The 21,243-nt window shown below is 47.7% G+C and carries 16 protein-coding genes; 4 read left to right on the top strand and 12 right to left on the bottom strand.

Translation table 11 applies throughout. The features are described from left to right. Nucleotides 1-67 precede the first annotated feature (67 nt). The 12 genes from ggt to NSQ38_RS18435 form a co-directional block, all read right to left on the bottom strand. Nucleotides 68-1,663 carry a gamma-glutamyltransferase gene (ggt, locus tag NSQ38_RS18490; protein WP_339783363.1) on the bottom strand — a complete coding sequence of 532 codons (1,596 nt, stop codon included), beginning with the start codon at nucleotides 1,661-1,663 and terminating at the stop codon, nucleotides 68-70. Continuing rightward, a complete protein-coding gene (locus NSQ38_RS18485; protein ID WP_074095406.1) occupies nucleotides 1,657-2,898 on the bottom strand; it encodes an alanine--glyoxylate aminotransferase family protein in 1,242 nt (413 codons plus the stop codon). Before NSQ38_RS18485 ends, ggt begins: the two co-directional genes overlap by 7 nt. Nucleotides 2,899-2,904: 6 nt before the next feature. Further along, nucleotides 2,905-4,212 carry a M20 family metallo-hydrolase gene (locus NSQ38_RS18480; RefSeq protein WP_339783361.1) on the bottom strand — a complete coding sequence of 436 codons (1,308 nt, stop codon included), beginning with the start codon at nucleotides 4,210-4,212 and terminating at the stop codon, nucleotides 2,905-2,907. After that, nucleotides 4,209-5,612 carry an allantoinase AllB gene (gene allB / locus NSQ38_RS18475; RefSeq protein WP_339783359.1) on the bottom strand — a complete coding sequence of 468 codons (1,404 nt, stop codon included), beginning with the start codon at nucleotides 5,610-5,612 and terminating at the stop codon, nucleotides 4,209-4,211. Before allB ends, NSQ38_RS18480 begins: the two co-directional genes overlap by 4 nt. Nucleotides 5,613-5,658: 46 nt before the next feature. Next, nucleotides 5,659-6,036, bottom strand: coding sequence for a hydroxyisourate hydrolase (gene uraH, locus NSQ38_RS18470; RefSeq protein WP_339783357.1), 378 nt, complete (start codon nucleotides 6,034-6,036; stop codon nucleotides 5,659-5,661). Next, nucleotides 6,036-7,541 (bottom strand): factor-independent urate hydroxylase, encoded by a 1,506-nt coding sequence (gene pucL, locus NSQ38_RS18465; RefSeq protein WP_339783355.1) that lies wholly within the window; start codon nucleotides 7,539-7,541, stop codon nucleotides 6,036-6,038. Before pucL ends, uraH begins: the two co-directional genes overlap by 1 nt. A gap of 239 nt (nucleotides 7,542-7,780) precedes the next feature. Beyond that, on the bottom strand, nucleotides 7,781-9,403 hold the full coding sequence (locus NSQ38_RS18460; RefSeq protein ID WP_339783353.1) for a PucR family transcriptional regulator ligand-binding domain-containing protein: 1,623 nt from the start codon (nucleotides 9,401-9,403) through the stop codon (nucleotides 7,781-7,783). 426 nt (nucleotides 9,404-9,829) lie between these two features. Then, nucleotides 9,830-12,574, bottom strand: coding sequence for a CHASE3 domain-containing protein (locus tag NSQ38_RS18455; RefSeq protein WP_339783351.1), 2,745 nt, complete (start codon nucleotides 12,572-12,574; stop codon nucleotides 9,830-9,832). A 176-nt stretch (nucleotides 12,575-12,750) separates the two neighbouring features. Beyond that, nucleotides 12,751-14,139, bottom strand: a complete 1,389-nt coding sequence (gene fumC, locus NSQ38_RS18450; RefSeq protein WP_074095411.1) for a class II fumarate hydratase — start codon at nucleotides 14,137-14,139, stop codon at nucleotides 12,751-12,753. Between the two features lie 132 nt (nucleotides 14,140-14,271). Further along, nucleotides 14,272-15,282 (bottom strand): aldose 1-epimerase, encoded by a 1,011-nt coding sequence (locus NSQ38_RS18445; RefSeq protein WP_339783349.1) that lies wholly within the window; start codon nucleotides 15,280-15,282, stop codon nucleotides 14,272-14,274. Nucleotides 15,283-15,452: 170 nt separating this feature from the next. Further along, nucleotides 15,453-16,262, bottom strand: a complete 810-nt coding sequence (locus NSQ38_RS18440; RefSeq protein WP_036673769.1) for an MBL fold metallo-hydrolase — start codon at nucleotides 16,260-16,262, stop codon at nucleotides 15,453-15,455. 179 nt (nucleotides 16,263-16,441) lie between these two features. Beyond that, entirely contained in the window at nucleotides 16,442-16,714 is a 273-nt protein-coding gene (locus tag NSQ38_RS18435; protein WP_339783347.1) for a hypothetical protein, read from the bottom strand. Nucleotides 16,715-16,924: 210 nt separating this feature from the next. Here NSQ38_RS18435 and NSQ38_RS18430 point away from each other — a divergent pair, with 210 nt between their 5' ends. The 4 genes from NSQ38_RS18430 to NSQ38_RS18415 all read left to right on the top strand — a co-directional run bounded on the left by NSQ38_RS18430 (nucleotide 16,925) and on the right by NSQ38_RS18415 (nucleotide 21,241). Continuing rightward, a complete protein-coding gene (locus tag NSQ38_RS18430) occupies nucleotides 16,925-18,157 on the top strand; it encodes an aminopeptidase (protein ID WP_339783345.1) in 1,233 nt (410 codons plus the stop codon). A gap of 82 nt (nucleotides 18,158-18,239) precedes the next feature. Beyond that, complete coding sequence (locus NSQ38_RS18425) at nucleotides 18,240-19,472, top strand: aminopeptidase (protein WP_339783343.1); 1,233 nt, start codon at nucleotides 18,240-18,242, stop codon at nucleotides 19,470-19,472. Between the two features lie 247 nt (nucleotides 19,473-19,719). Then, nucleotides 19,720-20,310, top strand: a complete 591-nt coding sequence (locus tag NSQ38_RS18420; RefSeq protein ID WP_338587152.1) for a sigma-70 family RNA polymerase sigma factor — start codon at nucleotides 19,720-19,722, stop codon at nucleotides 20,308-20,310. Beyond that, a complete protein-coding gene (locus NSQ38_RS18415) occupies nucleotides 20,288-21,241 on the top strand; it encodes a hypothetical protein (RefSeq protein WP_339783341.1) in 954 nt (317 codons plus the stop codon). Before NSQ38_RS18420 ends, NSQ38_RS18415 begins: the two co-directional genes overlap by 23 nt. The last annotated feature ends 2 nt before the right edge of the window (nucleotides 21,242-21,243 follow it).

Raw genomic sequence — 21,243 nt, 5'->3', positions numbered from 1 at the left:
AGACTAACCTTCCGACCGCTGTTATCGTGTAAATATCTAGTTGAGTTTATAAGTGTTCTTCTAGCTGTTACCACCCAATAGCCATGCCATCGCCTCTCGGATCTGCCGCGCCGCTAATCATACCGTCCTCACGAATGACAATGCCTTGCGACTGTCCCATAATCCCGTCCCACGGTGCTCTGGCTTCAACGTTATGTCCCCACTGGGCAAGGGTTGCACATACGTCATCATGATATCGGTTCTCCACACGCATCGTATCACCTTCTTCGCCCCAGGTACGTCCGTACACCCAACGCGGCAGGCTGATCGCTTCCTGAATGTTCAGCCCGTAATCTAGCACTCCGGTAAGCACCGATAATTGTGTCTGCGGCTGGCCTTCTCCTCCCTGTGTTCCCACGAGCATATATGGTTTACCATCTCGTGTAACAAGGCCCGGCATGAGGGTGTGGAATGAGCGTTTATTCGGTTCCAGTACGTTGGCATCTCTCGGATCCAGGGAGAAAAAAGATCCCCGGTTCTGCATGATAACCCCCGTATCCCCCGGAACATACGCTGCACCAAAGTCAAAATACAGGCTCTGAATGAAGGAAACGGCATTGCCTTCGCTATCAACAACCGCTGCATACGCCGTGTCCTGGCCTATCGTTTTGGACAAAAACGGCTGGGCCACAGGTGGAGCAGATTGAATCTCATTCCACAATTGGTCTCCGTAACCCTTGGATAACAGATGTTCCAACGGAATGTCCCTGAAATCCGGGTCCGTCAGATACTGGTCACGATCACGAAACGCCTTTTTCACCACTTCCGCCATCAGATGATAGAATTCCGGTGAGGTACGTGCTACAGAGGACAGATCCGTATGCTCCAGCATATTTAACATCATCAGCATGGAGAATCCCTGCGAGTTGGGCGGCATCTGATGAACTTCATAGCCACGATACCCCGTACTAACCGGTTTCACCCACTCGCCTCGATGCCCTGCAAAGTCTGCTGGTGCAAGCATGCCCCCATCCTCACGAATAGCCGAAGTTAGACGATCCGCAAGCTCCCCTGTATAAAAAGCATCTCGCCCTCCCGTCTGAATCAGACGAATGGAGTTAGCGAGTTCAGGCTGAAGCAGCAGCTCGCCTTCCTGTAAAAGTGTACCCGAAGGCGCAAATACCGCTCGCAGCGGTGTATGCCCCATAATGAAATCTTCATCCCTTTCCATCCACAGGCGGAGATTTCGGGATACAGGGCATCCTTTTTCCGCATACTGCGCGGCAGGTTCAAGCAACTGCTCCCACGGTAACTTACCGTACCGGGACCAGACTTCCCACCAGGCATCCACCATTCCTGGAACCGTGATGGCACTAAGCACACCACGTTGAGGGATGGCATTCATGCCCATCGCTTTGAACGTATCCGCATGAATGCCTGCGGCTGAGCGGCCACTTCCGTTATAGGCGGTAATCTCACCGCTGGCTCCATCATGAATCAGGAAGAAGGCATCCCCTCCGAGTCCGGTCATATGCGGATATACCACACCCAGAGCTACACTGACCGCAACAGCAGCATCATAAGCATTCCCGCCCTGCTGGAGGATAGAACTTCCAACTGCACTCGCTAGATAATGAGGAGAGGTGACCATAACCTCTCTGGAGATTGGCATCTGGTTTAACATAAGGCACCCTCCTTCCCTGCATACACATCCAATGCGGCCTGCACTGCTTCACCGGCAGGTAGTACGTGACGATGACGTAATAGAACAGCTTCCAGCGCTCCCAGCACATGAAGTACGTTCTTGCGTTGGCAGCTGAATCCCATTGTACCGATCCGCCAGATTTGCCCTTTCAACGGTCCAAATGAACTGGCAATCTCAATGCTGAAATCGTTCAGCAACATGCTGCGCACCGACTCACCATCAATCCCCTCCGGAATGGTGATACAGGTGACTACCGGAAGTTTGCTTGACATATCCCCATACAACTGTAGTCCCATTCCTTGAATTCCAGCGACCAACGCACGTTCATTCACCAGATGTCTCTGGAACCTTGCCTCCAATCCTTCTTGCAGCAGAATACGTAATCCTTCGTGAAGACCGTAGAGCATGGAGGTAGCTTCTGTATGGTGGTTCAACCGTGCTGAACTCCAGTAATCCTGCAATTGGCTCAGGTCAAAATAATTGCTGGCAATCGTGCGGCCTTCTGCCCTCGCACTGGTTGCATCTCGCAGTCCGCGTTCAACTGTTTTGCGGCTCATCAGTTTCTGTTCCACACGACTGTTGTACGTGAGAGGTGCCATCCCTGAAGGAACGGACAGGCATTTCTGCGTGCCACCCATCACCGCATCCAGATGCCAGGCATCCGTCTCCACCGGAGTCCCGCCAATGGTTGCTACAGCATCCACGACGAGTAAGATATCAAGGTCGCGACAGGCTTTGCCAATCTCGGCAAGGGGCTGCATCTGTCCGGTGGAAGTCTCACCGTGAACCATCGCAACCAGACTTGGTTTATGGGTATGGATCGCCTTGATCACCTCTTCGGGATCAAATACCGTTCCCCATTCTGTTTCAAAAAAGACAACCTCTGCACCGCAGCGTTCCGAGATCTCAACCAGCAGATGTCCAAATCGTCCGTAGATCGGAACAAGAACTTTGTCACCGGGCTGGATCAGACTAACCAACACAGCTTCAATGCCTGAACGGGATGTACCATCGACTGGATAACACCACTCGTTATCTGTCATATATAACTCACGCAGCATCGCCATCGTCTCGTTCATTAAGGATGTGAACTCCGGGTCAAACTGACCCAGGATCGGAAAGGATAATGCTCTAAGAACACGTGGATCAACTTCAACCGGCCCCGGGGTCATAATGGTCCGCAAGGACGGAGATAACTCTTTATAGGTGGACATCTTCATTCAACTCCCGTAACCGTATTTATAGAGTAGCCGGACCAGAACTCGAAAACCGTGCATCAGGTCTGCCTCAGCTGTATATTCAAGTGGATTATGACTGATACCGTCCTGACTTGGCACAAATATCATGGCTGTTGGACAAGCTGGCTGAAAAATCTGCGAATCATGTCCCGCGCCGCTTGGCATCAGCCAATAGGACAACTGCTCCTGCTCACAGGTATCCTGAATGTCTGAGATCATTTCTGCATTCATAGGAATGGGCGTCACCGACAGATGTTCTTCCCAGTCCAGTCCGAGCTGCTGCTCGGCTGCGATTCGACTAAAAGCCCGAAGCATATCCTGCCAGCAGCGATCAATACTCTCCTGCCGGATATGGCGGATATCCAATGAAAACACCGCCCGTGCTGCAACTACATTCCCAACACCTGGATCGGCTGTGATTCGCCCAACCGTGGCTACCAGCGGTTCTCCTGCTTCCAATGCGATATTTCTTACTGCAGTAATCATCTCGGCTGCTCCGGCAAGTGCGTCTTTGCGCCAGGACATCGGCGTCGTTCCCGCGTGATTTGCTTCACCACTTACGGTAATACTGAACCGCTTCTGACCTACAATGTCGGATACAACTCCAATCGAATGTCCGAGACGTTCCAGAACCTGACCTTGCTCAATGTGAAGCTCAATAAAGGCACCGTAATTTTTCGCGGCAGGTCTATATGCACTATCAGGTCCAAAACCCGCATCCCGGATCGTTTGTGCAAATGTAACGCCGTCTTGATCCTTCAACTGCTCTACGTCTTGGAGAGCTGTCATTCCTGTTATACTGCGTGAACCCCAATACGCAAAAGGGAATCGGCTTCCCTCTTCCTCACATAGGGATACCACTTGAAGTGTTCGCTTCGGTGCTCCAAAATGCTTCTGCAAATACTCCAAAGCAAGGACACCCGCCACCACACCGTAAGCACCATCATATTTGCCGCCATACACCACAGTATCAATATGTGATCCGGTGACTATCGGTAATTCTTCAGCACCATTCGCTGATTCCTTACCCTCACTCTTGAGTGTGCCATACAGATTACCGGACTGGTCGAACTCGGGAGACAGCCCTTTCTCCTGCATTTTGGCAGCAAGAGCACCTTGTGCTTCACACCAAGCCGAGTCATACAACAGTCGTGTGACGCCGCCCTGTGCATCCGCACCATAGGTCGACAGCCAGTCAAGCATGGCTTGCAGCTCCACCTGTTCCACATCTGGCAAAGTAAGAGGTGCGTTATTTGTACCGGATGACCGATATACTCCAGACTCATTCATGACGTCTCCTCCGTTCCCGCTTCAATGGGACTAGCAGAGTAAGCCGCAATGTGTTGCCCGATAGGCACGGGAGATAACCCGGATTCCGAGTTGTAAACGCGCTGACCACGGCAAAATACGTCTGCAATCTGACACTTAAATGTACGTCCCACATAAGGACTCTGTTTATGCGTATAGAGAAGATTCTCCATGTTCAGGATTGTGCTCTTCTCCCAGTCAATCAGGACCAGATCTGCATCTTTGCCAATGGCAATCTCCCCTTTACTCTCCAGACCAAGCCTTCTGGCAGGTTGCAGGGAGAGAACTCTTCCGAGCAACGGGAGGTCGATATTTCGCTGAAGATGTCCATCCTCCAGCATGATTAGCAGTGTGCTTTGTGCACTGGATATGCCGCCCCAGATTTCAAAGAAGTTATCAGATTGTTTCATGGATGGCGGACATGGAGAATGATCTGAGGCAATAACATCAATCAATCCCGAAGTCAGTGCATCCCACAACCGCTCCTGCTCGGAAGAGCTGCGAAGAGGTGGAGCGCATTTCGCTATAGCACCCAATCGGACAACATCCTGATCGGTCAGCGTCAGATAATGAGGGCATGTCTCCGAAGTCACATCCTGCCCACGCCGTTTTGCATCTGCAATTAGATCCAGGGCTTCCCGGGTACTAATATGCACAAAATGCAGCGCACACTCAGTCTGTTCACCGTATTTCAACGCTCGCGCAACCGCGACGACTTCGGCTTCCACAGGACGGGACTGGACATAGTCCATCGGTTCCGTCTTTCCCTTAGCAATGCTTTTCGCGCCGAGTTCGGCAACGATGCCTTCGTCCTCTGCATGAAGTGCCAGCACACGTTTTAATGTTGCAAGTTCATGCATTCCGTCCAATAGCGTATGATCATCGGCTCTGGCAAAGATATCTTCCCCTTCGCCTCCCGGCTCGGACATAAATGCCTTGAATCCGGCAGCACCCAGCTGTGACAGTGGAGCAAGTTCCTCACGGTTGCCGGGAACCAAGCCTCCCCAGAACGCATAATCAACATACGATTGGTCTGCCGCTGCTTTCATTTTCATTTCCCATGCTTCCGGCCTTGTGGTTGGCGGTACGCCGTTAAGTGGCATATCGACATAGGTGGTGATTCCCCCTGCGGCAAGGGCTGCCGAACCCGATCGGAATCCCTCCCAACTGGCGAGTCCAGGTTCATTGAAGTGTACATGAATGTCCACGACACCCGGCATCACTGTAAGCCCCTCAGCTTCTATGATGCAAGTCGCTTCACCAGCAGTCAGCCGCTTGGACAGTTCCGTTATTTTCTCACCCGTAATGCCAATATCCAGTTGTTCTACCCGATCTCTCAGCACCACCCGGGCCCCCCGGATGATGGTATCAAATGTTGTCATGTGGATGACCCTCCCCCCCCTGAATCAGAACCGGATGTGTGCATATTCAGCTTCCCCGGTATGTACTGTAACCTCCTGGAGCAATCAATAATGGAATATGGTAATGGCTTAAGGCATCAGATACGGCAAAACGAATCGGAACAATCGTCCATAATGCCTGCCCCAGCTCCTCCAACGAACGCTGTGCGTAATAACTCTCGACATAGAATTGAAGCTCATATATCGCCGGCTCCAACTTGCCTCCATCCAGCAACGGTGCATCCAAACGCCCATCCGCATTGGTCACCGATTCAGCCACTTTTGTCTTGCTTTCCTGTTCTCCATCCCTCTTCAGGGTATACAGTTCGATCCGAACACCCGCAGCAGGCACGCCTTTGGATGTATCCAGCACATGTGTTGTAATTCGTCCTTCAGACATCGACATTAGACGTCACCTGCTTTCCCAGAGTCACGGCCGTCTGTTCCCAGATCATCCCTTGTCATCGAGAAACCCTGGAATCCATATGGTGGCCTCGGCTCGGTAAATACTTTGCCTTCTCCCTCTTGCACTTCCTCCAGCACTGTCTCCCACGTCCGATTGTTGGATTCAAATGAAACCTCACTCAGTTGCTCAAATCGACTTAACAACCTTCGTCCAATCTGGTAGATCAGATGTTGAATGGAAGCGGATCGACACTCATGAAATACCGCAGCAGCCAAGTCTCTAACCTGTTCCGCCGCCACATACCGTCCACGCTGATCATCCATACCATCTCTCGGATCTTCATAACGCCAATTGATGTTCAGGAAAATAAATAACGGTCGATCCCATGTCTCTGGAAGAGTGGTATATTCATCCTGCATAAATCCGGCAAATTCACTGCCTTTGACCTTGATCAGTCTCAGATCGGCTACACCACTGAAATGGTTGCTGAGTTCAATCGAGTCTCCTGATCGTTCTGCTTCCACGGCAGCTGTCGCCCGATCATTCTGCGAATAACGAAATACGAGCGCACTCGGTCGATAATTTCCTTCTAATCCAATGGGTATATCTTCAAACGGAATCTGGTCCGCTGTCATCTGAACCTTGCACATCTGCGGATACGTCTCCAGGAAACGCCGACTTACCAGCGCAAGAAATCCTTCCACCGTCGCCCCTGTGTAATCCGCTGCATGTTTAAGAATGAAATTTTTCATCGAATCGGTTGCAACCACCAGCGAATTATCTCCTTCTGCAAAAGAAGGCAAGAATTCATCGCCCTGCACAGCGACCTTAATGTTCAATCCAAACAGAATATTGCTGCGTCCCATAAAAGGAGATTCCGGAATGGACTGAATACCCGTCAGCGGTTTGGCGTAGGATCGGTACATCCACACATCCCCTTTGCCGTAATACATCGTCCGCTGCTGCACTGCGGCTGGCTTGCTCACGAACTCATGTTCATGACCGATCTGTGCAAGCCACTGCTCCAAACGAATGCCTGCTATCTTGAATACTTCCTTCAATGCAGTCTCAAATTCTTCTTCCCTGCCTCGGCGATGCCGTTGCCTCATGGATTCGAGGATGGAGCTTGCGGTATGGCCTTTAACGGCCAATATGAAAGGAAAGCCAAATTGGCTTGTATATGCTTTGTTTAATTGTTGAAGTTCGTTGTATTGCTCTTGTGAGAGTGAATCAAGCCCTGCACCAGCCTGCTCCTGAACGGAGTTGCTGCTCATGCTGATTCGCGCTCCAAGATCCGGGTGATTTCGAAGCAACTGCAACTTCACCTGGTCATCCGATGCCTGAACCACGTTTTTCATCACTTTCATCATTTGTTCAAATGAATCAAAAGGTCGTAAAAGCCCGGCCCGCTCAGCCACCCATGGTGATTCCTCAAATAAGCCGCCAAACGTATGCACAAACTGTGTGATAGACCAGTTGTTAACAAGTTTAATTAAGTCGCTCATGTTAAAACCTCCGGTCTGTTGTGGATTATTGTTCTTCATTCTAAGTGTCGTTCAATGTCGCGACAACAATATTTACGCAATTTTGTAATATAACATAACATCAGAGTTGTGATTTGTTCGCTGTGCACGGGAAGATCAGCTTTTGTGGTCCTTAAACACGAAAGAACCGCACTCCATCAAGGGAATGCGGTTCTTGGGGGTCTGACCCGGTAGCATTGTCATGTTGCACAATGTGCGGTCTAAAGTTGAACATTGTGCGGTCTTGCAGCTGCTTTGTCCCGTACAAACTTGCGGAAGGTGAATACCAGCTTTAATTTAAGCAGATCATTCGTTTTCTTAAAGTCCATTTGCAGCAAGCTGCCAACTTTCTCCATCCGATAAGTGACCGTGTTGCGATGCACAAACAGCTGTTTGGCAGCTTCATTGATCAGTCCATCATTTTCTATAAAGGACTCCAATGTATTCATCAGCACCTGATTGGGATCACCGTCCCTGGCAAGTAGTGGTTCGAGTACTTTATTGCAGTAGTTCTCCATGATGTTATCCGGTACGTGTTGAAACACATAGGCAAATTCGAGCATTTCGAATTGCAACGCACGGTCTTTCATGCCGAATCGACGAGCCAGTTGTCGAGTGTCGAGACACTCCTGGTATGCTTCACGGAGCGATTTGGGTTCATGTTTCATTTTGCTGATCCAGAAACGTGGAGCCGGTGCCCCTTTTGCTTCTTGCGCTGCCAGAACATCACCGAAACGGCTTAACAGAAAACCTGACAGTTCCTCTCCATAATCTCGCCCTGTTGGACAGGTATAGATGGACAGAATGCCATCTTCGATCTGAAAATGCTGTGAGGCCGTGAATTGCATCAGCGGATTGTACTGCAACTCACGATGAATCTGTTTAAGCAGCTTACCCTCGGCAAACAGAGTCGGCTCAAGCGTGATCAACACGCACTGATAGGTTCCCTGGAACAGATGGATTCCTTTGTTTTCACTCAAGGTGGTCAATTCCTGAACAGTCATTTTGTTATCCAGATACTGTGAAAGCAGTGTACGCATCTCATCTTGCACGGTCGGATTAATATGCTCACGATAAGTCATATCCATATAAAATGCCAGTACATCGGCAGCCTGCTGGAACAGCTCTTCTTCTGCTCGAAGCGATAGGGCTGAATCGGTAAACACAAGCAACGATCCGTATTCTTCATCATTTTGCTTGATGGGTACGCGATGACAACTTCCCTGATTCCATTTCACTCGGTGCATCACGGATTTCCAAGGCCAGCCCTGTGTTACCGCATCTCCCGCAATGCCTTCACTGCCATAGAGCACATGCCCACGAGAACCAACGACTGCAAGCGGATAGTTCAACACGGTGGCAAGTTCGGCAAACACATTCCGGTGTGGCTGCTGTTGCAGCGCAAACTGCATTAATTTCTTCTGCTTCTGCACTACCTCATGCAGCAATCGGTTACTACGTTCATGTTCAGCCTTGAACAAGGCATTCATCTGGTCCGAGAAGGTGAATTGAAAAGGAAGTTCAAGTAATGGTAAACGAAGTCGATCAGCTTCCTCGACAATACCCTGGGGAATGGACTGCCAGAAACGTCCCAGCTTGATGCCGAGTCCTGCACAGCCACGTTCATTCAAGCGTCGCATCAAACGTAGTGCATCTGTTTCACTGTCTTTCATAATAAAAGCGGTGGTGAACAACATTTCTCCGGATTTGATCCAATCCGCGATATCAGGAGCGTCCATGACATTAACGGATTTCATCATCCGTGAAGTCCCTTCTCCACCCGCAACCAGTTTGGCCTCTGACAACGGGTATACCTGTAAAGCCTCTTTAACCGTAAGTTGCATGGACACTACCTCCCATATATATAACACGATATTATGTCATTCTGGTTAATGAAACTGAATTTCGCATTATTTTTCTAATTAAATCCATATTCATGCGATTAACTTTTATTTGTTGTTAAGTATTATAACATCAATTTTCTAAATAAAGCTTACACGGCAAAAAAATAAAACCTATGACCTAATTACAGCGCAATTTCCTGTAATCGGCATAAGTTTTATAAGTTACTATGATCCACATAATGTTGAAGTAATCCATTTACACGATAACGGAGAGGGCAGAAAAAACCTGAAAAAGCGAAGCGTTCGCCTTTATCCCCGGATTTTCCCCTTTGAAAAAGGGAATCGAAAAAATCTGGGGATAACAGCGATTGGAGGGTTGTTCTGTCATCGTAGTGTCCGTGTAAATAATCTTTATTTCAACTACAATCAGATTTCCATGGTTTCGGGATTCATCCATAATTTCATACGGGATAATACATCTTTGATATTCAGCGGTTTGCTGAGATAGTCCGAAGCACCTGCTGCAATACATTTCTCCCGATCCTCTTTCATGGCCTTGGCTGTCAGTGCAATAATCGGAAGCTGAGTCATGCCAAGCCGTTCACGGATCTGGCGAGTCGTCTCATAACCATCCAGTTCCGGCATCATAATATCCATCATGATAATATCAGGCTTGACTCCTCCACGCTCCAACAATTCCAAACATTCGTACCCATTCTGGGCTGAGATGACATTCATGCCGTATTGCTCAAGAGCGTTAGCCAGCGCATATACATTTCGTATATCATCATCAACAACAAGCACTTGACGACCACTGAGCAAAGATTCTTCCAGAGGTGTCAATAAAACATCGGATTGTTCGGAAGTCATTGAAGGAAGCTTATTAATCTCAGGTGCAGTGCTAGCCACCTCATTCAGGAACAACCGCGATACATTCATAGCCTCAGGTTCATCTCTTCGCAATGGCAGGAACAGCGTGAACACACTGCCATGTCCTTCACGACTTGTTGCCGAGATTGACCCCCCCAGCAAAGTTGCAAGCGATTGAGAGATCGACAGGCCAAGCCCTGTTCCGCCATATTTACGTGCCGTAGCCCCATCCGCCTGTTTGAATGCATCAAAGATCTGTAGAAGTTTGTTTTCCGCTATGCCAATCCCTGTGTCACTGACGGAGAAAGCAATCACGTCGGTCTCTTGGTCTTTCACCTCAGGATGAGCCAGACTCATTCTGGAGATCGTTAAGGCAACTTCACCCTCACTGGTGAACTTGAATGCGTTCGAGAGCAGATTTCGGAGAATCTGATGCATTCTCATCTCGTCAGTCACGATGGTTTCCGGTAAAGGACTTTGGAGCTGAATTCGGAAATCTATTTTTTTCTGCTCAGCTGTTTTCAGGAAATATTGATTCATGACTTCAGGCAGACTGCTCAGATAAACATCATCAAAATCCACTTCCATCTGCCCGGCCTCTACCTTGGATAAATCAAGAATATCATTAATCAGATTCAGCAGGTCTTTACCTGACTTGTGAATGACCGAAGCATAGTTCTGCTCTTCACTATTCAAGTGTTGATTTTTATTTTCAGACAAGATTTCGGATAAAATCAGCATGCTGTTAAGAGGTGTCCGCAGTTCATGGGACATGTTTGCCAAGAATTCGGATTTGTACCCTGAGCTTGTTCGTAACTGATCTGCCACAACTGCAAGTTCATTGGCTGATGTCTCAGCAGCACTCTTCTGTATTTCCAGGCGATCATTAAGCATATGAAGCTCTTCGGTCTGCATTTGCAGTTCCTCCGTCTGAGACAGCATCTCTTCGGTCTGAGCCTGAAGTTTCTCCGATTGTGCCTGTAATTCTTCATTCAGAACTTGTGACTCATCATATAATTGCTGTAATTCCATGCGAGTGACGGTCGAGTGTAGTGAAACACCAAAAATGTCCGTCAGTTCTTGCATCAGCTTCATATCATTCTCTTGCAATGGCTTCATCGAAGCAAGCTCGATTACCGCAATCGTTCTGCCTTCGAACAGGATCGGTACTACAGTAAGTGATGTGGCAGATGTATACCCGAGCCCCGAAGAGATTCGGATATAGTTCTGGGGCAGATCATTCATGCGTAGAACTCGCTTCTCGACAGCACTTTGACCTACAAGCCCCTCACCCGGGGCAAGCGACACTTTACCGAGCGAACGTTCTTTCTCTCCATCCCCAGCATATGCAGCCACGCGCAGCAGTCGATTGTCTTTCCAGTAATATAAGACGCTATATGGAACTTCAAACAACTTGGCAAGCTCGTTCAGGAACAAGCGGGACAATCCTTCCAGATTGGTCGGGTTCTGTAAGAGTGTGGCAATGCCTGTGATCTGGTCCTTGACCCGGTTCTGTTCCTGTACTTCATCCAATAATTTGTTGGTTTCGTGGCCCAGGTCTCCCACTTCATCATGTGTACGCACCTGAATCCGCTGCTTCAGGTTTCCACCTTTGGAGATATCACTAATGGTTTGCATAACATCTCGCAACGTTTTGACGATATTTCCTGATATCACAATCGCGGCTGCAATGGATAATGCTGCAATAATACCCCACAGCGTGTACATAATCGTCAGCAATGTGGAACTGCGTCTGGCAAGTTCAGTCACCCTCGCCTCGGTCAGAGCGATCTCTGTGTTACGGAAGGTTGTAAGTTGAGAGCGCAGTAAATCAATTTCAGTTTTACCCGGATCAGATTCGAAGAATGCAACAACTTTCGCTTGATCCCCTTGCTTTTTCAAGTCCACCGACGGCTCCCCAGCAATCTCAATCCAGCGTGTAATATGAGCTTTGATGTTTTGCAGACTCTGCTGTTGTGAAGGATTATCGCTAATGAGAGCATTCAACTGATCATAGTTGGAACTCCACTGGGATAGGCCTTGGGAGTAAGGCTCCAAGTAACTTTCATTGCCTGTAATCATGAATCCACGCTGTCCTGTCTCCATGTTCAAGACATTTTTTTCAATCGCGTTGGTCAGATTATGTACTTCCAGATCATGATGGGAGATAAAATCATTTTCCTTCTGTAACACATTAATTTGGGCCGTAAGCACTAGCAGAACAGCACCAAACAAAAGCACAACCACAAGATAGCCCAATAAAATTTTGGAGCGTATCGTAAATCTTCTCGTTTTTGACAACGCGGAAACCTCCAAATATATACGAATCCATTCAATTAAATTAAAACGGTGCATATGTAGTTTATATGTATACGTATAGTCTGACAAGCTTTAAGTTCATCGATAAGCATAAGAAAAACGACCTACTTCAGCAGGTCGTCCTCATCATTGATCTATATTACTCATTTTAGCTTATTTTAGGCCTTTGGAGCGATCATTTTGGCTGGATCGACATATTGATCAAATTGCTCTTCGGTAAGCAGACCCGTTTGTAACGTCGCCTGTTTCAAAGACAAGCCTTCTTTATGTGCAAGCTTCGCAATTTTGGCTGCATTCTCATAACCAATATGCGGATTGAGCGCTGTAACCAGCATAAGCGAGTTGTTCAGATTATGTTCAATCTGATCCAGATTAGGCTCAATGCCTACGGCACACTTGTCATTAAACGCAATAATGGAGTCCGCCAGGAGCTGCACGGATTGCAAGAAGTTATAGATGATAACCGGTTTGAATACATTCAGTTCAAAATTACCCTGACTTGCCGCGAAACCAATCGCTGCATCATTACCCATGACCTGCGTAACCACCATAGTAATGGCCTCGCTCTGAGTTGGGTTGACTTTACCCGGCATAATCGAGCTGCCTGGCTCATTCTCCGGAATACGGATCTCGCCCAATCCACTACGAGGACCACTGGCCAACCAGCGGACATCATTGGCAATTTTCATCAAATCAGCTGCAAGCGCTTTAACAGCACCGTGCGCATACACAACTTCATCATGACTTGTAAGTGCGTGGAATTTGTTTGGTGCAGATACAAAATCTTTCCCCGTATGTTTGCCAATCTCCTTGGCAGTGAAGTCCCCAAAGTCCGGATGCGCATTAATGCCCGTTCCGACAGCTGTACCGCCGATCGCAAGCTCCTTCAGGTACTGTACACTTTCACGGATCATACGCTCACTCTTGCCCAGCATGGCTTCCCAACCACTGATCTCCTGACCAAGCGTAATTGGTGTTGCATCCTGGAGGTGAGTACGTCCAATCTTGATAATATCCTTGAATGCCTCCGACTTGTCTGCAAAAGTGGCTTTTAATACCGCAATGGCCGGCAAGAGTTGATCCTCAACAGCCAGAACACCTGCGACATGCAGAGCCGTTGGGAATGTATCGTTGGAGCTCTGGGACATATTCACGTCATCATTTGGATGCAGACGCTCTTCCTTGCCCTTTTGCTCTAGCAGTTGGTTCCCCAGATTGGCAATCACTTCGTTCACGTTCATATTGGATTGTGTTCCGCTTCCAGTCTGCCACACGACCAGTGGGAAATGGTCATCAATTCGACCTGCAATAATCTCGTCTGCTGCATAAGCAATAGCATCGGACTTCGCCGCAGATAATTTACCTAATTTATGGTTACTGGCCGCAGCACTTTTTTTCAAAATGGCAAGAGCACGGATCACTTCCATCGGCATATGTTCACTGCCAATCGGGAAATTCTCCTTGCTGCGCTGCGTCTGAGCTCCCCACAGCCTGTCGGCTGGTACTTTCATTTCGCCTAACGTATCTCTCTCAATGCGGTATTCCACTTGCTTGTCCTCCTCCAAAAAGATGGTTTGGGTCTCTACAAAGCTTGTGTATCTCGTCATATTATACATGATTTGCGAGCAGGTTTTCACCTTTTCGACAAAATTGTAAGCGTAGCGAAAAACGAGCGTGAATTATTTTTGTGATGCAATTGGATACAATCGGCTGCTTTGTTCGAATAGTTCACCTGGCTCCAGACCGACCAATCCGATTTCTTCTGCCGGGATGCCTTCAACATTAGGAGCGTTAACCAGGTTCATCTGTGGTTCAGGACAGAAGAATTCGCCACCCATGTTATTGTTCCAGATCATCCAGTGCTTGTAGGATGTACCCACATCATATACCAGTTTGTCTCCAGTACGGTTGTCCGTAAGTTCCATATAGTTACGTCCATTCTGCGGTTCCGCAGTGTAATGGTTATCCATCGCAGCAAAGAACGGACTAACCCCGTCTTTCTTCAATTGTTCTTCCTCAGGTGTAAGCGGTTGAAATTGTCCTGTTGGCAGAGAACGCTCGTTCAATTCACGACGTTGTCCAATGGTAACTTTGGCCGTGTAATCCGAGGCTTGACTATCCGGTGCAAAAGGTACAGCAATCGCCGTGTGGAATGCAAACAAATTCGGCATGTATTCAGTCCCGTTGTTGCGGACGATCAATTGTTGCTGAAGTCCTTGGCTACTCAATGAGTAACGAAGCGTCACCGTGAATGTAAACGGCAGATACTGATGGAATGTATGTCCTTCTTTCACGTCCTGGCTAAGCAAGACATAGCTCTCTAGCTGGTCAGAACCATATCCCTCAACCTTCCACTCGGCATCATGCAAAAATCCATGCAAATGGTTACCTGTAGCCGGTTCGTTCACAGGCAACTGATAGACTTTACCATTCCAAGGGAAACGTCCATCCTCATAACGGTTCGGTGGAGAAAGAATCGGAATTCCATAGACCGCTGGTGCAGCCATAAACTCATCCATCTGATCCTGATTCGGCTCTCTCAAATAACGGAAACCCTTTTCTGTATCACGGAAAGCAACGAGGTTGGCACCCACGCTTGGAATAACTGCCGCTTCAAACTGATTAAAACGAAGCCAAATGGCTGGAATCCCTCCAAATTGTTCTTCAAATGCTGCATTTTGCTGTGTCATCGTTATATGTACCTCCTGCATACTAAGGTTATATTATACGGCTCGACTATATCATGCCCGAGCACAAAATACCAATCTATGATAGAGAACAAATTCATGATATAAAGACAAAAAAGACAGCTGCAATCCGCTGCGGCTGTCTCTGCTTGCTTTCATATGTTGGTTTTCAATTAATCCACATATTTGCCGTGATCCGGCACAGTGCTCTCTTCAAAGTCCAGATCAAGCCGCTTCAAGGATTCACTCAGCATATCTCCGCTCAAAGCATGCCCATGCCCGGTAATTGCAAGTTTCGGCTCCAGATGCCTTATATGCTGGACAGATTGATGAGCAGCCTGCCAATCGGTTGTAAAATAGGAAGGTGGGCCATGCAACTGTTTGTCCTGAAGCAACACACTCCACAGCGACTCCTGCTTCACTGTGATGATTGCATCTCCCGCAATTAACAAACGGTCTGCTTCTCGAAACAGCGACACATGTCCAGGCGTATGACCTGGCGTGTGCACCCACTCCCATCCTGATAGACCTGGAACGGAATGATCTTTGGGTAAACTGAATATCCGATCATCCAGATTGATTGCCTCATTAGGATAAGCGAATGACAACCTGGACATTAGACCTCCACCTACAGAAGGGTCCGCTGGCGGGTAATCTTTTAATCCAGTTAAATACGGAATTTCAAGCGGATGAGCATACACTGGCACACCCCAGAATTGTTCCAACTCAATAACGGTTCCTACATGGTCGAAGTGGCCATGCGTCAATATGATCGCAGACGGCGGACCTTGAAATCGCTCTGTTGCAACCTGAACAATATGATCTGTGAACCTCGCCATTCCGGTGTCCACGAGGACCCAGTTCCTGCTTCCTGGCTCTCCGATGAACACGACATTAACGAATAGTGTACGTAGACTGAGAATATCGGGCGCGACTTCTTCAAGTCCCGTCAACCCTTCTGTAATCAGATTGTCAGATGCCATTCACGGTTACCTCCCATTAGGCGGATTGTCTCTCTGGTTCCATCATCTCGTAGACTTCCCTTTTCTGGATCATCTATTCAACATTTCCAATAAAATAGACGGTATACACCCTGTTTCGGGCATACACCGTCTAGTATAGTCATCGACACAACACAATAGAACAAGAACATCTCGGCCAGTTAAGCCGGAAATGCCTCCAGAGCAGCATCGAGCAATTGATTGTACAGATCGTCATCATTCTCAAGCAGCTCGTCCATACGAAGTAACTCATCTTCATCTCCAGATTGCTCCGTGAAATGCAAGCTATAGTCCCAATCTTTTCCGTTCTTGCTCATGAAGGTAATCTCATATACTGACTTTTCGCCTTCTGTGCGGTAAACGGTATTTCCCACGTATCCTTTTTCACCTTCACGGCGCATTTCAGCACTTATAATTTCAATATTCACTATCATTCTCTCCTTTAATCTTTCATCTACAGTCGGTCTCCAACATTTCTGGTAAACCTAGTTTGGTAATTATTATTGGTTAATTGTACAATATATAACGTAGCAACGTATACCTTATTCAATGAAGGAACCATTCTGAGTCCTTACATAGTTGTAATGAGGACTATAATAGCCAACAAGCTACGATATTATTATCACATTGGAGGAAAAAATAGCATGAATACTTTTGAAACGAATCTGCAGCAATATGCTGAACTGGCTGTACAAGTCGGTGTCAATGTCCATCCTGGACAGACACTCGTGGTTAACGCTCCAATCTCGGCAGCACATTTTGTACGACTGATTGTCAAAGCAGCTTACGGTAAAGGAGCCAAACTGGTCAAAGTAAACTGGAGTGATGAAACTGTTACACGTCTTCATTACGATCTTGCCCCTGATGAAGCCTTCTCCATTGAACCAAAATGGTTTGCAGCTGAAATGACTGAACTCGTTGAAGAAGGTGCCGCTATTCTGCACGTCATCGCTGAAAATCCGGATCTGCTGAACGGTGTACCTCAGGAACGGATTGTTACCAGCCAAAAAGTGCGCGGCAAAGCGCTCGAAAAATATCGTTCTTATCAGATGGCTGACAAATTCAGCTGGTCTATCGTAGCCGTTCCTTCTCCTGAATGGGCAGCTAAAGTGTTCCCGGATCTGCCGGAAGCGCAACAAGTGGACCGCCTGTGGGATGTCATTTTCAAAACAGTACGGATCGGTGAACAGGATGCTGTTGCCGAATGGAAAACCCATTTGCAAAACCTGGATTCCCGCGCTGATCTGCTGAACAACAAGAAATACAAGAAGCTTCACTATACAGCTCCAGGCACAGACTTGACCATCGAACTTCCAGAAGGCCATATCTGGGTATCCGGTGGAAGTGTGAATGAGCAAGGACATGTCTTTATTGCCAATATGCCTACGGAAGAAGTATTCACGGCTCCGCTGAAAACGGGTGTTAACGGTACAGTGCGCAGCACGAAACCACTGAGCTACGGCGGCAACCTGATTGACGGTTTCTCACTAACATTCGAGAACGGCCGAATTGTTGACTATACCGCCGATCAAGGTCTCGATGCACTCAAAAACCTGATTGAGATGGATGAAGGTGCACACTATCTGGGTGAAGTAGCCCTTGTTCCACATCAATCCCCAATTTCGGATACGAATATTTTGTTCTACAATACTTTGTTTGATGAAAATGCCTCCAACCATTTGGCGATTGGTAATGCCTATGCCTTCTGTCTGGAAGGTGGTAAAACGATGTCCAAAGAAGAATTGATTGAACGTGGCATGAACTCAAGCCTCACTCATGTAGACTTCATGATTGGATCCGGAGAAATGAACATTCACGGCGTGACCTCCGAAGGTGCGGAAGAGCCGATCTTCCTGCAAGGAAACTGGGCATTTTAATCCCGTTTGATGTGATTTAGGAGAGAGGAGATTACTCCTCTCTTTTCCTGTGTCAACAATTCAACAATTGGAGGGAACTCATATGTTAAGTTTTGAACAAAAACTGGATCGTTACGCTGAACTGGCTGTAAGAGTAGGTGCTAACGTGCAACCAGGGCAAGTATTTGTCATCTCTGCTATGATTGATACCGCTGAATTCGTACGTTTGCTGGTACGTAAGGGATATGAAGCTGGAGCCAAGCAGGTGATTATAAAATACGGAGATGAAACCGTCAATCGATTGCGGTTTGAGATGGCCCCTGAGGAATCCTTCCAAGAGCCGCCGAAATGGCATGCAGCGGAGCTTGAAGAACTGGCAGCCAATAATGCAGCCTTTCTGACCGTATTGTCATCCAGCCCTGACCTGATGAAAGGTATTGACCCTGAGCGGATCTCGACCCATCAGCGTACATTTGGTCAGGCGATGGCCAAGTACCGTCAGTATCAACAGGCGGATAAAATGAGCTGGACGGGTGTGGCTTGTCCTTCCCCCGATTGGGCAGCCAAAGTATTCCCGGATCTCCCGGTAGCCGAGCAGGTTAGCCAGCTGTGGGAAGCCATTTTTGCTGCGGTGAGAGCCGATCTGGAGGACCCTGTAGCGGCTTGGGAACAGCATATTGAACGACTGGAGACCAAAGCCGTTGCCCTGAACAACAAGAAGTATCAAGCGTTGCATTTCCTCTCTCCAGGGACGGATCTTACTGTCGAGCTTCCAGAAGGTCATATCTGGGCGCAGGCGGGTAGCGTGAATGAGCAAGGCACCCCTTTTGTCGCGAATATTCCGACAGAGGAAGTATTCACCGCTCCAGCCAAGCATGGCGTAAATGGCAAAGTGTCCAGCACCAAACCACTTAGCTATGGCGGCAGTATCATTGATCGTTTTTCACTCACATTTGAGAACGGACGTATCATCGATTTTCATGCTGAAGAAGGTCAGGATACGCTGGAAAGACTCATTTCGATGGATGAAGGATCTCATTACCTCGGCGAAGTCGCTTTGGTTCCATTCCATTCACCGATCTCTGAGAGTGGCATCCTGTATTACACTACATTGTATGATGAGAATGCGTCTTGCCATCTTGCGATTGGCAGTTCCTATGCATTCAATATCGAAGGTGGCAAAACGATGTCTCCTGAAGAGCTTGCAGCTCGTGGCATGAACACCAGCATCACCCATGTGGACTTCATGATGGGCTCTGCCGAGACGGACATCTACGGTATCACGGCAAACGGCGAACGTGAAGCCATCTTCCTTAAGGGAGACTGGGCATTCTAACTGATCACGGAGAGTTATCTCCTGTAATGTATACTCTCTGAACAGTCGAAAAGGCTGTCTTGCAACCATGTATTCATGGTTGGCGAGACGGCCTTTTATTAATTTTCAGCAAACTTTCCCGCATGTTATACACACTTCCCTCATCTGGTTTTTCCCGGACCAACCTCCCATTGTATCGTTTCCATATTATGTTGTAAAATGTAATGATACCAATGTTTGTGGATTGTTCACCAGAAAGGAGAACATCATGGCCAATCGGCTTCAGTTACTACTAGCCTCAGATTTCCATAATTTAGGCTCTGCACTTCAAGAAGAAGTGTATTATGAATATTATAATATGGTACATGGTCTTATCGTTTATATCATCAAGGAGCGTGCTGCAGCAGAAGATATTATTCAGGAAGCTTTTATCAAAATCATTAAAAACAAACCCATTTTCGAAGACGAGGTCAAACTGAAAGCCTGGCTCAAGGTCGTCACGCGGAACACAGCTATTAATTATCTGAGAAAAAATAAAAATAACCGTAACCAAGTGGATACGGATAGTGTTTTTATAGATATGGAGACGATGAATCAGACCGCAGCTTCCGTGGAAAGCATGGTAGAAACGCAGATGATGGAAGAGTCCATTGAATATTATCTCAGACAGCTCAAACCGGAATATCGTGTATTGGTGGAGTTACGGTGGAAAAAAGGTCTCTCCTACCGAGAAATGGCCGAACTGCTGGATACCTCCGAAGACATTGTGAAGCAACGCTTGTTCAGAGCCCGTGGCAGTATCAAGAAGAAATTACATAAGGAATGGGGTGGAAGCATTGAGCAAAGGCAAGTCCGATAAAAACGTGGAGCGATTCGATTCAGAGCTGGAAGACGAATATTTCGACGTTGCGTTTGACCTGGCTTTTGATGAAGCTTTCCATCAGGCCGTCTCTGCCCCTTCCGCCTCCCATACCGAATCCATGCAGCAATCCTGGCAGAAGGTACACAGGGAAATTAACAGAATCGGTTTACGCAAAAAAAGAATACGTACCTTGCGACTTTCAGTTGTCGTTGCGGCTTCCGTGACCATCGGGGCCGTTATTTTCAGCCTGCCGTCTGGTACGCAAGCGGTATCCCCATTTGTGCAATCCATCAAGGATTGGGGTAATGGCATGAAATCCATTGTCATCGAGGATCGCACGACCCATCTGGGGGCTGATCCGTCAACAGCCAAAACGCCTCCACCACCGGAAACCAGCTTAGACGACATTCTTAAAGTACAAGAAGAAGAGGCTCTTAATACGCCTTCGTATGAGTTATCGAGCCATCTATTTCGTCCAGTACTTGTTACGGAAGAGATTGCACGCGAAGGGTTCATGGGTGACTTTCTGTTATCCAAGGCCATTCCCGAGCGATTCAACAAGGTCAAATTCGAACTCGTGCTCGATACTGAAAACCCTGTGAATCCAGACGATTATTATGAGTCCACACAAATGAGAGTTCAATATACCAGTGAAGGCAAGAGCATAGAGGATGAGATCATCCAGTTTGATTATGTCTATGTCATGCCTGGGGAGAAAATTGAAGGGGCCATGCTTCGTGATATGAGCACCGTAAAGCTGGCGGATGGCTCGGAAGCACTGATGTATATCGGCCCACCCTATAACTCCTTTCAGTGGATGATGGGTTCCAACAATATGAGTCTGTTTGGCACCCTTTCGGAAGAAGAAATGACCGCTATTGCCAACGATTTTCAAGAGCAGAAGTTTCCCGGCAGCACCCGTCGATAAGA

The organism is Paenibacillus sp. FSL R7-0313 (genome assembly GCF_037969885.1).
Classification (GTDB): Bacteria; Bacillota; Bacilli; order Paenibacillales; family Paenibacillaceae; genus Paenibacillus.
This window is presented reverse-complemented; position numbering and strand designations above follow the sequence as displayed.

Coding starts and splice junctions, on each gene's coding strand:
- NSQ38_RS18485 (WP_074095406.1), bottom strand. CDS start 2,898: ATGTCCACCTATAAAGAGTTATCTCCGTCCTTGCGGACCATTATGACC.
- ggt (WP_339783363.1), bottom strand. CDS start 1,663: ATGTTAAACCAGATGCCAATCTCCAGAGAGGTTATGGTCACCTCTCCT.
- NSQ38_RS18440 (WP_036673769.1), bottom strand. CDS start 16,262: ATGGCATCTGACAATCTGATTACAGAAGGGTTGACGGGACTTGAAGAA.
- uraH (WP_339783357.1), bottom strand. CDS start 6,036: ATGTCGATGTCTGAAGGACGAATTACAACACATGTGCTGGATACATCC.
- NSQ38_RS18425 (WP_339783343.1), top strand. CDS start 18,240: ATGTTAAGTTTTGAACAAAAACTGGATCGTTACGCTGAACTGGCTGTA.
- pucL (WP_339783355.1), bottom strand. CDS start 7,541: ATGAGCGACTTAATTAAACTTGTTAACAACTGGTCTATCACACAGTTT.
- allB (WP_339783359.1), bottom strand. CDS start 5,612: ATGACAACATTTGATACCATCATCCGGGGGGCCCGGGTGGTGCTGAGA.
- NSQ38_RS18460 (WP_339783353.1), bottom strand. CDS start 9,403: ATGCAACTTACGGTTAAAGAGGCTTTACAGGTATACCCGTTGTCAGAG.
- NSQ38_RS18430 (WP_339783345.1), top strand. CDS start 16,925: ATGAATACTTTTGAAACGAATCTGCAGCAATATGCTGAACTGGCTGTA.
- NSQ38_RS18480 (WP_339783361.1), bottom strand. CDS start 4,212: ATGAATGAGTCTGGAGTATATCGGTCATCCGGTACAAATAACGCACCT.
- NSQ38_RS18420 (WP_338587152.1), top strand. CDS start 19,720: ATGGCCAATCGGCTTCAGTTACTACTAGCCTCAGATTTCCATAATTTA.
- NSQ38_RS18435 (WP_339783347.1), bottom strand. CDS start 16,714: ATGATAGTGAATATTGAAATTATAAGTGCTGAAATGCGCCGTGAAGGT.
- NSQ38_RS18445 (WP_339783349.1), bottom strand. CDS start 15,282: ATGACACAGCAAAATGCAGCATTTGAAGAACAATTTGGAGGGATTCCA.